This window comes from Pseudomonas sp. 2995-3, from assembly GCF_002742565.1.
In the GTDB taxonomy this organism is placed as follows: domain Bacteria; phylum Pseudomonadota; class Gammaproteobacteria; order Pseudomonadales; family Pseudomonadaceae; genus Aquipseudomonas; species Aquipseudomonas edaphica.
On sequence record NZ_LJSB01000246.1, the window covers coordinates 14,123 to 27,044 of the forward strand.

General features: G+C 58.5%; 14 protein-coding genes and 1 tRNA gene. 2 read left to right on the top strand and 13 right to left on the bottom strand.

Annotated features, from left to right (window positions below; genetic code table 11):
• Position 1: 1 nt before the first annotated feature.
• The 7 genes from hscB to trmJ all read right to left on the bottom strand — a co-directional run bounded on the left by hscB (position 2) and on the right by trmJ (position 4,984).
• Positions 2–523, bottom strand: coding sequence for a co-chaperone HscB (gene hscB / locus AOA62_RS25195; protein WP_017135945.1), 522 nt, complete (start codon positions 521–523; stop codon positions 2–4).
• A gap of 8 nt (positions 524–531) precedes the next feature.
• Positions 532–855: an iron-sulfur cluster assembly protein IscA gene (iscA, locus tag AOA62_RS25200; protein WP_003209680.1), complete on the bottom strand. Its 324-nt coding sequence runs from the start codon at positions 853–855 to the stop codon at positions 532–534.
• Positions 856–883: 28 nt separating this feature from the next.
• Entirely contained in the window at positions 884–1,270 is a 387-nt protein-coding gene (gene iscU, locus AOA62_RS25205) for a Fe-S cluster assembly scaffold IscU (protein WP_003175965.1), read from the bottom strand.
• A 99-nt stretch (positions 1,271–1,369) separates the two neighbouring features.
• The gene (locus tag AOA62_RS25210) at positions 1,370–2,584 is read right to left on the bottom strand and encodes an IscS subfamily cysteine desulfurase (protein WP_017135944.1); all 1,215 of its coding nucleotides are present in this window, start codon (positions 2,582–2,584) and stop codon (positions 1,370–1,372) included.
• Positions 2,585–2,634: 50 nt separating this feature from the next.
• Positions 2,635–3,126: a Fe-S cluster assembly transcriptional regulator IscR gene (gene iscR / locus AOA62_RS25215; protein WP_003194020.1), complete on the bottom strand. Its 492-nt coding sequence runs from the start codon at positions 3,124–3,126 to the stop codon at positions 2,635–2,637.
• Between the two features lie 299 nt (positions 3,127–3,425).
• On the bottom strand, positions 3,426–4,211 hold the full coding sequence (gene cysE / locus AOA62_RS25220) for a serine O-acetyltransferase (RefSeq protein WP_017135943.1): 786 nt from the start codon (positions 4,209–4,211) through the stop codon (positions 3,426–3,428).
• Between the two features lie 2 nt (positions 4,212–4,213).
• Entirely contained in the window at positions 4,214–4,984 is a 771-nt protein-coding gene (gene trmJ, locus AOA62_RS25225) for a tRNA (cytosine(32)/uridine(32)-2'-O)-methyltransferase TrmJ (RefSeq protein ID WP_099489545.1), read from the bottom strand.
• Between the two features lie 145 nt (positions 4,985–5,129).
• Here trmJ and suhB point away from each other — a divergent pair, with 145 nt between their 5' ends.
• A complete protein-coding gene (gene suhB, locus AOA62_RS25230; protein WP_003175971.1) occupies positions 5,130–5,945 on the top strand; it encodes an inositol-phosphate phosphatase in 816 nt (271 codons plus the stop codon).
• Positions 5,946–6,133: 188 nt separating this feature from the next.
• On the opposite strand, the gene AOA62_RS25235 is transcribed toward suhB, so the two are convergent.
• The 6 genes from AOA62_RS25235 to queA all read right to left on the bottom strand — a co-directional run bounded on the left by AOA62_RS25235 (position 6,134) and on the right by queA (position 12,225).
• Positions 6,134–6,676, bottom strand: a complete 543-nt coding sequence (locus tag AOA62_RS25235; protein WP_017135941.1) for a glycine zipper 2TM domain-containing protein — start codon at positions 6,674–6,676, stop codon at positions 6,134–6,136.
• 123 nt (positions 6,677–6,799) lie between these two features.
• Positions 6,800–7,714: a protein translocase subunit SecF gene (secF, locus tag AOA62_RS25240; protein ID WP_017135940.1), complete on the bottom strand. Its 915-nt coding sequence runs from the start codon at positions 7,712–7,714 to the stop codon at positions 6,800–6,802.
• A gap of 9 nt (positions 7,715–7,723) precedes the next feature.
• A complete protein-coding gene (secD, locus tag AOA62_RS25245; protein ID WP_017135939.1) occupies positions 7,724–9,595 on the bottom strand; it encodes a protein translocase subunit SecD in 1,872 nt (623 codons plus the stop codon).
• A gap of 62 nt (positions 9,596–9,657) precedes the next feature.
• Entirely contained in the window at positions 9,658–9,996 is a 339-nt protein-coding gene (gene yajC / locus AOA62_RS25250) for a preprotein translocase subunit YajC (RefSeq protein ID WP_003175975.1), read from the bottom strand.
• A 43-nt stretch (positions 9,997–10,039) separates the two neighbouring features.
• Positions 10,040–11,155, bottom strand: a complete 1,116-nt coding sequence (tgt, locus tag AOA62_RS25255; RefSeq protein ID WP_003175976.1) for a tRNA guanosine(34) transglycosylase Tgt — start codon at positions 11,153–11,155, stop codon at positions 10,040–10,042.
• A 5-nt stretch (positions 11,156–11,160) separates the two neighbouring features.
• On the bottom strand, positions 11,161–12,225 hold the full coding sequence (gene queA, locus AOA62_RS25260; RefSeq protein WP_017135938.1) for a tRNA preQ1(34) S-adenosylmethionine ribosyltransferase-isomerase QueA: 1,065 nt from the start codon (positions 12,223–12,225) through the stop codon (positions 11,161–11,163).
• Between the two features lie 108 nt (positions 12,226–12,333).
• On the opposite strand from queA, the gene AOA62_RS25265 reads away from it, so the two are divergent.
• Positions 12,334–12,418: transfer RNA gene (locus tag AOA62_RS25265), tRNA-Leu, on the top strand.
• Positions 12,419–12,922: the final 504 nt, after the last annotated feature.

Here is a 12,922-nt window from a genome sequence, read left to right on the forward strand (position 1 = left end):
GTTAATCGTCGAGGCGCTCTTCTAGCTGGCGCACTTCGTAGGTGAGCTTGTCGAGGAACTGCATGCGCCGCATCAGGCGTTCGGCCTGTTCACGCTGCGCTGCATCATCCCAACAGGCTGCGAAGCTTTCATTGAGCTCATCCTGGGCCGTTTTCAGACGACGCTTGAAGACCGCGACACCGGCTATATCAGCCTCGTCCTGCAAGTCTTCGAGTTCTTCGCGCCACTGCATCTGCTGCATCAGGAAGTCCGGGTCGTGCACCGTCACTTCGATCGGCAACTCACCACCGTTCAACGCGAGCAGGTAGCGCGCGCGTTTGGGCGGGTTTTTCAGCGTCTGATAGGCTTCGTTGAGGCTGGCCGATTGCTCCAGCGCCAGGCGCTGCTCACGCTCGGAAGCGTCAGCAAAGCGGTCCGGATGCACCCCACGCGCCAACTCTCGGTAGCGCGTGGCAAGCTGCTCAAGGTCCAGCCGAAAGCTCGGCTGCAGCTCGAATAAAGCGAAATGACAAGGAGTACCCACGAATAGCCTCAGATGTTGAAGCTTTCGCCGCAGCCACATTCACCGCGCACGTTGGGGTTGTTGAACTTGAAGCCTTCGTTCAACCCTTCCTTGACGAAATCGAGTTCGGTGCCGTCCAGGTAGGTCAGGCTTTTAGGGTCGATGATCACTTTCTCGCCGTGACTTTCGAACACCTGGTCCTCTTCAACCACCTCGTCGACAAACTCCAGCACGTAGGCAAGGCCGGAACAGCCCGTGGTGCGAACACCCAGACGAATCCCCTCACCTTTACCGCGCCCATTCAGGGAGCGGCGAATGTGCTGCGCAGCCGCTTCTGTCATGCTGATAGCCATCGTTGACTCCTTACTCGTCGCCAAATGCTTAGATCAAGCCTTTCTTCTGCTTGTAGTCGCGAACGGCCGCCTTGATGGCGTCTTCGGCGAGTACCGAGCAGTGAATTTTCACTGGCGGCAGGGCCAGTTCTTCGGCCAACTGGGTGTTGCTGATGGTGACAGCCTCATCCAGGGTCTTGCCTTTCATCCACTCGGTAGCGAGGGAGCTTGAGGCAATGGCGGAACCGCAGCCGTAAGTCTTGAACTTGGCGTCTTCGATAACGCCAGCGTCGTTGACCTTGATCTGCAGGCGCATCACATCGCCGCACGCCGGAGCGCCGACCATGCCGGTGCCGACATCAGGGTCTTCCGCGTTCATCTTGCCGACGTTGCGCGGGTTTTCGTAGTGGTCGATGACCTTTTCGCTGTAAGCCATGGTACTGAATCCTCACTCATCAGGGCCGCTCTGGAACCCTGTAAAAACGCCTGCGTTTTCCGCCACGTTCTTACAGAGCTTGGGTGGCGGCTTCTATAGTTAGTGTGCCGCCCACTCGATCTTGGAGATATCGACACCGTCTTTGTACATGTCCCACAGCGGCGACAGAACGCGCAGCTTGTTGACGGCTTCGCAGACTTTCTGCGCGGCGTAGTCGACTTGCTCTTCGGTGGTGAAACGGCCGAACGTAAAGCGGATCGAGCTGTGTGCCAGTTCGTCGTTGCGGCCCAGGGCGCGCAGAACGTACGAAGGCTCAAGGGAAGCCGAGGTGCAGGCCGAACCGGACGAAACCGCCAGGTCCTTGAGCGCCATGATCAGCGACTCGCCTTCGACGTAGTTGAAGCTCAAATTCAGGTTGTGCGGTACACGGGCAGTCATGCTGCCATTGATGTACAGCTCTTCAAGGTTCTCGACCTGCTTGTAGAAGCGATCGCTCAGCGCCTTGATACGGATGTTTTCGGCAGCCATGTCTTCTTTGGCTACACGGAAGGCTTCGCCCATGCCGACGATCTGGTGAGTCGCCAGGGTGCCGGAACGCATGCCGCGCTCGTGACCGCCGCCGTGCATGGTCGCTTCGATGCGCACGCGAGGCTTGCGGCTCACGTACAGCGCGCCGATGCCTTTAGGGCCGTAGGTCTTGTGGGCAGAGAACGACATCAGGTCGACTTTCAGCTTGGACAGGTCGATGTCGACCTTGCCGGTGGACTGAGCAGCGTCGACGTGCAGCAGGATGCCTTTGGAGCGAGTCAGCTCGCCAATGGCTGCGATGTCGTTGATGGTGCCGATTTCGTTGTTCACGTGAATCACGGAAACCAGGATGGTGTCTTCACGCAGGGCCGCTTCGATCATGGCCGGCGTGACGATACCGTCGGTGGTTGGTTCAAGGTAGGTAACCTCGAAACCTTCACGCTCCAGTTGGCGCATGGTGTCGAGGACAGCCTTGTGCTCAATCTTGGTGGTGATCAGGTGCTTGCCCTTGGTCGCGTAGAAATGCGCCGCGCCCTTGATTGCCAGGTTGTCGGACTCGGTAGCACCGGAGGTCCAGACGATTTCCCGTGGGTCGGCGCCCACCAGGTCGGCGACTTGGCGACGAGCGTTCTCGACCGCTTCCTCGGCTTTCCAGCCGAATACGTGGGAACGGGAGGCTGGGTTACCGAAGTTTCCGTCAACCAGCAGGCATTCGCTCATCTTTTGCGCGACACGCGGATCAACCGGGGTGGTCGCTGAGTAATCAAGGTAAATCGGCAATTTCATGGACTTTCTCCTAAATCAGGCTGGCTGGCGTGCCGTTAGCTCTTCGGCTGTCACTCGACGGCGGACGCTTCAATCTTGTCCAGACGCGGCGCCTTGGTGTTGCAACGGCGCTGGTCCTGACGCTGGGCTACTTCTTGCACCTCACGGCGAGTCACAAGATCAGCCAAGCTGATACCACTCAAAAACTCATGGATCTGCAGGCTCAAGTCACACCACAAGTGGTGGGTCAGGCAGGTGTCGCCGGCATGGCAGTCACCCAAACCCTGGCATTTGGTGGCATCGACGGATTCGTTCACCGCGTCGATCACCTGAGCTACCTGAATGCCCTGCATATCGCGGGACAATTGATAACCGCCACCCGGCCCACGCACGCTGGAAACCAAGTTGCTACGGCGCAATTTGGCGAACAGCTGCTCGAGGTAGGACAGGGAAATGCCTTGGCGCTCGGAGATATCGGCCAGGGACACCGGCCCAGTTTGCGCGTGCAAGGCCAGGTCAAGCATGGCGGTCACCGCGTATCGGCCTTTTGTAGTCAGTCTCATGGACAAGTACCAAGGTGTTTCAGAATGGGAGCAAGTATGCGATTCCCGAGTATTTAAGTCAACTATAAGACCTAGTACTTTAGTCAGGATTACCCGTAAAAAGGGCGCGCGAATAATAGCAGGGTGGGGTGGGGACGAACAGCGGGAACCGGGCCACGACTCAATCTCAAGACCAATGGAAGCCAAATGTGGGAGCTGGCTTGCCTGCGATAGCGGTGGGTCAGCACCCCCTAAATGAGCTGGCAGACCGCTATCGCAGGCAAGCCAGCTCCCACAGAAGGTTTTATCGCGCTTAAGATTTAACCAGCCTTGGTGGTGGCAGCTTCAACCTTGATCTCGGCGAAGTCTTCTTCGCGCAGCTCAGGCAGATCTTTTGCGCAGTAGCTACTGCCCAACTCCTTCAATGCGCCGCACATACCGTCCAGCTTGCCATCCACGGCCTGCAGGTGGTCGAGCAACTGGCCAATGGCACGCGCCACCGGGTCGGGCATGTCTTCGCTGACACCGTAGGCATCGAAACCGATCTTCTCAGCCATCGCTTTGCGCTTGGCTTCCTGCTCGTCGCCGAGCTCCGGCTTGACGATGATGCGGCCGGGAATACCCACCACCGTCGCGCCAGGCGGCACCGCCTTGGTCACCACCGCATTGGAGCCCACCTTGGCACCGGCGCCGACAGTGAACGGGCCAAGCACCTTGGCGCCCGCCCCCACCACTACGCCATCGCCCAATGTCGGGTGGCGCTTGCCTTTATTCCACGTTGTGCCACCCAGGGTCACGCCCTGATACAGCGTCACGTCATCACCGATTTCGGCGGTTTCGCCAATCACGATGCCCATGCCATGGTCGATAAAGAAGCGACGACCCACCTTGGCGCCTGGATGAATCTCGATTCCGGTCAACCAGCGCCCAAAGTTCGACACCAGCCGTGCCAGCCATTTCCAGCCCATGCCCCATAAGACTGCGGACAGGCGGTGAATCCAGATCGCGTGCATGCCTGGGTAGCAGGTCAGCACTTCAAAGGCGTTGCGCGCCGCCGGGTCACGGTGGAAAACACTCTGGATATCTTCTCGCAAACGCTCGAACATTTTTAATCCTTCCGCTTAAGAAGCTCACCACGGGCCGCTTTCTGGGTTTCCGTGAGGATGCCACGCAATATGTTCATTTCTGCCCGGCTTACCGAGCTACGGCCGTACAAGCGACGCAGGCGTGCCATCAAGTGCCGTGGTTTTTCCGGATCGAGAAACTCGATGGCCACCAGGGTTTGCTCCAGGTGCTCATAGAATCGCTCCAATTCGTCCATGGTGGCCAACTCGCCACTCTTGGTCGATGCGACCTCATCCTTCTCGACCTTGCTCGGCTGGCCTTCTGCAGCCAGCCAGGCCATGCGCACTTCGTAACTCAACACCTGCACCGCTGCCCCGAGGTTCAGCGAACTGAACTCAGGGTCTGATGGGATGTGCACGTGGTAATGACATCGCTGCAGCTCTTCATTGGTCAGGCCGGAGTCTTCACGGCCAAACACCAAAGCGATTTCAGCGCCACCTGCTGCCTCTTCCACCACCTTGGTGCCGCATTCGCGCGGATCCAGCAGTGGCCAGGGGATTCGACGGTCGCGAGCACTGGTGCCAAGCACCAGGTTGCAGCCGACCAAAGCGTCTTCCAAAGTGGCGACGACCTGGGCTTTTTCAAGGATGTCATTGGCGCCGGATGCACGGGCATCGGCCTCGTGGTGCGGGAACACACGCGGCTCGACCAGCACCAGGCGCGTCAGCCCCATGTTTTTCATGGCTCGCGCCCCCCCGCCGATGTTGCCGGGATGACTGGTATTGACGAGGACGACACGGATGTTTTGCAGCAAGGGAGGCGCTCTCGGACACAGGAAAGGGGAGCAAATCTTACAGAACAGCCTAAGGTTATGCCATGAAAGCTAACGTCGTCCTTCACCTTAAGAAAGTTTCTGCTAGAATGCCCGGCTTTCTTTAACAACCTTAGGTGACACATCCATGCAGCCCATGCTGAATATCGCGCTGCGCGCCGCCCGCAGCGCCAGTGAATTGATCTTCCGCTCCATCGAGCGCCTGGATACCATCAAGGTCGACGAAAAAGACGCCAAGGATTATGTATCCGAGGTGGATCGCGCCGCTGAGCAAAAAATCATCGACGCGCTGCGCAAGGCCTACCCTACCCACGGCATCCTCGGTGAAGAAACCGGCTTGCACAAAGGCAGCGGCGAAGGCGAAGACTACCTGTGGATCATCGACCCACTCGATGGCACCACCAACTTCCTGCGCGGCATCCCACACTTTGCAGTCAGCATTGCCTGCAAATACCGTGGCCGCCTGGAACACGCCGTCGTACTCGACCCGGTTCGCCAGGAAGAATTCACCGCCAGCCGTGGCCGTGGCGCCCAGCTGAACGGTCGTCGCCTGCGCGTCAGCGGCCGTACCAGCCTGGACGGCGCCCTGCTGGGCACTGGCTTCCCGTTCCGTGACGACCAGATGGACAACCTGGAAAACTACCTGGGCATGTTCCGCGCCCTGGTTGGCCAGACCGCCGGCATCCGCCGCGCCGGTGCTGCCAGCCTGGACCTGGCGTATGTTGCCGCCGGTCGTTTTGATGCGTTCTGGGAGTCGGGCCTGTCCGAATGGGACATGGCTGCAGGCGCCCTGCTGATCCAGGAAGCTGGTGGCCTGGTGAGCGACTTTACCGGTGGTCACGATTTCCTTGAGAAAGGCCATGTGGTCGCCGGCAACACCAAATGCTTCAAGGCAGTACTGACGGCGATCCAGCCGCACCTGCCGGCTTCGCTGAAGCGCTAAGCGAGCGAGCACAAAAAAGCACCCCGAGGGGTGCTTTTTTTATGCCTGGGATTTGCTATCCCAGCAGCCAACACAATCCAATGTAGGAGCTGGCTTGCCTGCGATAGCGGTCTACCAGCTAGCTAATGGGTTACTGACCCACCGCTATCGCAGGCAAGCCAGCTCCCACACTTGGATTGATGTCAGCCTTATTGCTGGTTCTGACCCAGGATCAGACGACCTTCCTTATCCACTGGAATCTGGCCGCCCGGATCACGGTCCATACGTACCGAACCTTCCTTACCGTCCAGGTTGTAGCGCACGTCATAACCCACAACCTTGTCACTGATATCGTTGACCGTGCTGCAACGCTGCTGCGTGGTGGTGTAGGTATCGCGGTTCTGCATACCTTCCTGCACCTTGTTACCGGCGTAACCGCCACCGACAGCACCGGCTACAGTAGCCAGCTTCTTGCCATTACCGCCACCGACCTGGTTGCCCAACAAGCCACCGGCCAGCGCGCCAACCACGGTGCCGACGATTTGGTGTTGATCCTGCACCGGCTTCTGCCGGGTCACGGTGACGTCCTTGCAGACCTCACGAGGGGTTTTGATCTGGGTTTTCACCGGCTGCACTGCCAGCACTTGCGCATACTCAGGGCCGCTTTTTACCAGGCTGTAGGTGGCAACAGCACCCCCGGCAGTCACACCGACAGCACCCAATACCGCACCAACCAGTAACGACTTGTTCACGTGAACCTCCTGACCATCACAAGCGGACCGAAACGTCCGCGCTATACCCAGCCTTGGAGCAAAAAAAAAGGCACGAGTTCAATACTCGTGCCTTCTTTGTAACAGCGTATCAACGAACGCCCATCAAGGACGGTCGTCGACCTCCTTGCCGGTAGCGGCAGGCGGGATCAAATCTTCGCTGTTGAGGTTCAGCCAGATCAGCACCACGTTAGCGATGTAGATCGACGAGTAGGTACCCGCCAGAACGCCGATGAACAGTGCCAGGGAGAAGCCCCACAGATTGTCGCCACCGAAGATCATCAGTGCAGCAATCGCCAGCAAGGTGGAGATCGACGTCGCCATGGTCCGCAGCAGGGTCTGAGTGGTGGAGATGTTGATGTTCTCGACCAGCGTAGCCTTGCGCAGTACGCGGAAGTTCTCACGAACCCGGTCGAATACCACGATGGTGTCGTTGAGCGAGTAACCAATGATCGCCAACACCGCCGCCAGCACCGTCAGGTCGAAGGTGATCTGGAAGTACGCCAGGATACCCACGGTGACGATTACGTCGTGGATCAGCGACACAATGGCGCCGACGCCGAATTTCCACTGAAAGCGGAACGCCAGGTAGACCATGATGCCGGCCAGCGCCATCAGCATGCCGAGACCGCCCTGGTCGCGCAGCTCTTCACCCACTTGCGGGCCTACGAACTCGACGCGCTTGACCGACGCCGGGTTGTCACCGCCGACCTTCTGCAAGGCTTCGGCTACCTGATGACCCAACTGCGGATCTTCGCCCGGCATACGCACCAGCAGGTCGGTGGTAGCACCAAAGCTCTGCACGATGGCTTCGTGATAGCCGGCCTTGACCAGCTCGCTGCGCACCAGGGTGACGTCGGCCGGCTTCTCGTAGGTCAGCTCGATGAGCGTACCGCCGGTAAAGTCCAGACCGTAGTTCAGGCCCTTATGGAACCAGCTGAACAACGCCAGAACGGTAAGGAGCACTGTGGCGCCGAACGCAATGTTGCGAACGCCCATGAAGTTGATTGTACGTAACATGGCAGCCCCTTAAATCCACAACTTCTTGAAGTCACGTCCGCCAAAGATCAGGTTGACCATTGCGCGGGTCACCATGATGGCCGTGAACATCGAGGTAAAGATACCGAGGGACATGGTCACCGCAAAACCTTTGACCGGGCCGGTGCCCATGGCAAAGAGAATCCCGCCGACCAGCAGAGTGGTCAGGTTGGAGTCGAGAATCGCGGTAAATGCCCGGCCGAAGCCTTCGTTGATTGCACGTTGTACGGTCATGCCCGCCGCGATCTCTTCACGAATACGCGAGAAGATCAGTACGTTGGCATCTACGGCCATACCCATGGTGAGTACGATACCGGCGATACCTGGCAGGGTCAGTGTTGCGCCCAGCAGCGACATCAGTGCCAGCAGCATCACCATGTTGCCCGCCAGGGCCACGGTGGCGATGACGCCGAAGAAGCGGTAGATGGCGATGATGAACAAGGACACAAACAGCATGCCCCACAAGGCCGCATCGATACCCTTGGTGATGTTGTCGGCACCCAGGCTCGGGCCAATGGTGCGCTCTTCAGCGAAGTACATCGGCGCCGCCAGGCCACCCGCACGCAGCAGCAGTGCCAGCTCGGAAGATTCGCCCTGGCCATTCAGGCCGGTAATGCGGAATTGAGCACCCAGCGGCGACTGGATGGTCGCCAGGCTGATGATTTTCTTCTCTTCCTTGAAGGTCTGCACCGGCACGTCTTTCTCGACACCGTCGACCATTTGTTTGGTGTAGGTGGTGACCGGACGTTGCTCGATGAAGATCACCGCCATGCTGCGACCGACGTTACTGCGCGTGGCGCGGCTCATCAGGTCACCGCCATGGCCATCCAGACGGATGTTCACTTCCGGAGTACCGTGCTGCGAATCGAAACCCGCCTTGGCGTCAGTCACCTGATCACCGGTGATGATCAAGCCACGCTCGATCAGCGCTGGAGGACGGTTGCCTTCACGGAACTCGAATTCTTCGGCAGTCGCGCGAGTCGCACCCGGCTCAGCCGCCAGACGGAATTCCAGGTTGGCGGTTTTACCCAGGATACGCTTGGCTTCAGCGGTATCTTGTACGCCTGGCAGTTCAACCACGATGCGGTTGGCGCCTTGACGCTGCACGATCGGCTCAGCCACACCCAGCTCGTTGACGCGGTTACGTACCGTGGTCAAGTTCTGCTTGATGGAGTATTCGCGGATTTCCGCGATCTTGGCCGGGGTCATCGCCAGACGCAGCACAGCCTGACCATTCAGGTCAGCCGGTACGATGTCGAAATCATTGAAGTTCTTGCGCACCAGGGCACGGGCCTGTTCGCGGGTCGCTTCATCAGAGAAGCCCAGCTGGATGGCACCGTTGAGCTGCGGCAGGCTGCGATAACGCACCTTCTCTTTGCGCAGCAGGCTCTTCACGTCGCCTTCGTAAACTTTCAGACGCGCGTCGAGGGCTTTGTCCATGTCGACTTCCAGCAGGAAGTGCACACCACCGGACAAGTCCAGACCCAGCTTCATCGGGTGCGCGCCAATGCTGCGCAGCCATTTTGGCGTGGTCTGTGCGAGGTTGAGCGCGACAACGTAGTCATCACCCATGGCCTTGCGCACGACGTCTTTGGCCGGCAACTGGTCTTCGGCCTTGGTCAGGCGCAACAAACCGCCTTTCGCATCAGACGCCAAGGTTGCCGCTTTTACCTGGATACCGGCGTCGGTGAGCGCTTTGCTCGCACGGTCCAGGTCAGCCTGATTGACCTGCAGCGTAGTGCTGGCGCCAGTGATCTGGATCGCAGGGTCATCAGGATAAAGATTGGGAGCGGAATAAATAAAACCGATCGCCAGCACCGCCAGGATCAGTACGTATTTCCACAGAGGGTATTTGTTCAGCATCACGCCGCCCGCTTATAACGCGGGGCGCCTTGCGCGCCCCGTCGATTGGTAAAGGTTGTTACTCAGATCGCTTTGAGCGTGCCTTTTGGCAGCGTGGCGGCGATGGCGCCCTTCTGGAACTTCATTTCTACGGTGTCGGAGACTTCCAGAACCACGAAAGCATCGGAAACCTTGGTGATCTTGCCGGCGATGCCGCCAGTAGTCACAACTTCGTCGCCTTTCTGCAGGCTGCCCAGCAGGTTTTTCTGCTCTTTGGCGCGCTTGGCCTGTGGGCGCCAGATCATCAGGTAGAAGATGACCAGGAAGCCGACCAGGAAAATCCACTCGAAACCACCACCCATAGGGCCGGCGGCGGCAGGCGCAGCGGCGTCAGCCATGGCATTAGAGATAAAAAAGCTCATTTAGCACTCCAGTTGCAAATAGTGAATCTTAGGGTCGGAAAACTCAGTCCAAGGGCGGCACAGGGAGCCCGCGCTTGGCATAGAAGGCATCGACGAAGGCGGCCAATGTACCCTGTTGAATAGCCTCACGCAAACCAGCCATCAGGACTTGGTAGTGACGCAAATTGTGGATGGTATTCAACATGCTACCCAGCATTTCCCCGCACTTGTCCAGATGGTGCAGATAAGCACGCGAGAAGTTCTGGCAGGTGTAGCAGTCACAGGTGGGATCCAGCGGCGAATCATCATGGCGATGGAACGCGTTACGGATCTTCAGCACGCCTGTATCGATGAACAGATGCCCATTGCGGGCATTACGGGTTGGCATCACGCAATCGAACATGTCCACACCGCGGCGCACACCCTCTACGAGATCTTCCGGTTTGCCAACGCCCATAAGGTAACGAGGTTTGTCAGCGGGCATCAGGCCCGGCAGGTAATCCAGCACCTTGATCATCTCGTGCTTGGGCTCACCTACCGACAGACCGCCGATAGCCAGGCCGTCAAAGCCGATTTTGTCGAGGCCTTCGAGCGAGCGCTTGCGCAGGCTTTCGTGCATGCCGCCCTGGACGATACCGAACAGCGCAGCAGTGTTATCGCCGTGGGCGTTTTTCGAGCGCTGAGCCCAACGCAACGACAGTTCCATGGAGATACGCGCGACATCTTCATCCGCGGGATAAGGCGTGCACTCGTCAAAAATCATCACGATGTCGGAGCCCAGGTCGCGCTGCACCTGCATCGACTCTTCAGGGCCCATGAACACTTTGGAACCGTCCACCGGCGAGGCGAAAGTCACGCCCTCTTCCTTGATCTTGCGCATGGCACCCAGGCTGAATACCTGGAAACCACCGGAGTCGGTGAGGATCGGGCCTTGCCACTTCATAAAGTCATGCAGGTCGCCATGCTTCTTGATCACTTCCGTGCCCGGGCGCAGCCACAGGTGGAAGGTGTTGCCCAGGATGATCTCGGCGCCGGTCGCGACGATGTCACGCGGCAGCATGCCTTTTACAGTGCCGTAAGTGCCCACTGGCATGAACGCCGGGGTTTCGACGGTGCCACGCGGGAACGTGAGGCGACCACGACGAGCCTTGCCATCCGTGGCCAACAATTCAAACGACATACGACTCATAGTTGCTCCTCAAGGCCCGCTTCTTTAGGAGCAGTCGGCGCAGGGTTACGGGTGATAAACATCGCATCACCGTAGCTGAAAAAACGGTATCCATAATCGATGGCAGCTTTATACGCCGCCATTGTTTCTGGATAACCCGCGAAGGCCGACACCAGCATCAGCAGCGTGGATTCCGGCAAATGGAAATTGGTCACCAGGCAATCGACCACATGGAACGGCCGGCCCGGGAAAATAAAGATATCGGTGTCGCCACTGAACGGCTTGAGCACACCATCACGCGCGGCACTCTCCAGCGAGCGCACGCTGGTGGTGCCCACTGCAACCACGCGACCACCGCGCGCCTTGCATGCCGCCACCGCATCCACGACTTCCTGGCTGACTTCCAGCCATTCGCTGTGCATATGGTGGTCTTCGATGTTATCCACACGCACCGGCTGAAACGTGCCGGCCCCCACGTGCAGGGTCACATAAGCGCTTTCGACGCCTTTGGCAGCAATCGCATCCAGCAGCGGCTGGTCAAAATGCAGCCCGGCTGTAGGTGCGGCGACAGCACCGAGGCGCTGCGAGTACACCGTCTGGTAGCGCTCGCGGTCCGAGTCTTCGTCGGGGCGGTCGATATAAGGAGGCAGCGGCATATGGCCGACGCGCTCCAGCAGCGGCAACACCTCTTCGGCGAACTTGAGTTCGAACAACGCGTCATGCCGCGCAACCATCTCGGCTTCGCCACCGCCATCAATGAGGATGCTCGAGCCGGGTTTCGGCGACTTGCTGGAGCGCACATGGGCCAGCACGCGATGGCTGTCCAGCACCCGCTCCACCAGAATTTCCAGCTTGCCGCCGGACGCTTTCTGGCCAAACAGCCGTGCCGGAATCACCCGGGTATTGTTAAACACCATCAAATCGCCTGGGCGCAAATGCTCAAGCAAATCAGTGAATTGGCGGTGTGCGAGGGCACCACTCACCCCGTCCAGGGTCAGCAGTCGACTGGCGCGACGCTCGGCCAAAGGGTGGCGAGCGATCAGCGAATCAGGGAGCTCAAAAGTAAAGTCAGCAACGCGCATGATAGGGTTCGTCTAGCAGGGCCGGGGAGTCTAGCGGAAATAGTGAAAATAGACCATGAAACGTGATTGACCAACGGTAATCTCATCTCTATACTTCGCCGCCATTGAGCCCTGATGGCGGAATTGGTAGACGCGGCGGATTCAAAATCCGTTTTCGAAAGGAGTGGGAGTTCGAGTCTCCCTCGGGGCACCATCTTAAAGAAAGACCTTGAATTTCAAGGTCTTTTTTTTCGTCTGTAGAAAAGTGAGATTCCAGCGCTGGCCGCCGCAATGGCGCCCAGAAGGCAAAATCATGAAAGAACAAGCCCTATGACCATAAGCCCTTTCAAAACCTCATGAGCGCCTTCAGAGGCCGTCGGAGCGTTGCGATTATCCTACCGCCCTCGACCTGAATAACGACCTTGCACGATCTGATGAACCTGGGATGCAGCAGAGCGTCGGCACCCATGTCGATATGAGCATCGAGCCAGTCTTCTGGAATGGCAAGGAGGCGAGCTTCTGGAGGCGTCCTGACGCGTGCTGTGCACCCGTTAGTGCGCATTGATGGTGGCTTTTTCGCGGAATAGCTTGCGGGACACTTTTCGAGCGCGCAAAACAAAACCCCATCTGCTTTCGCAAATGGGGTTTCGGAATTTAATCTTGACGATGACCTACTCTCACATGGGGAAACCCCACACTACCATCGGCGATGCATCGT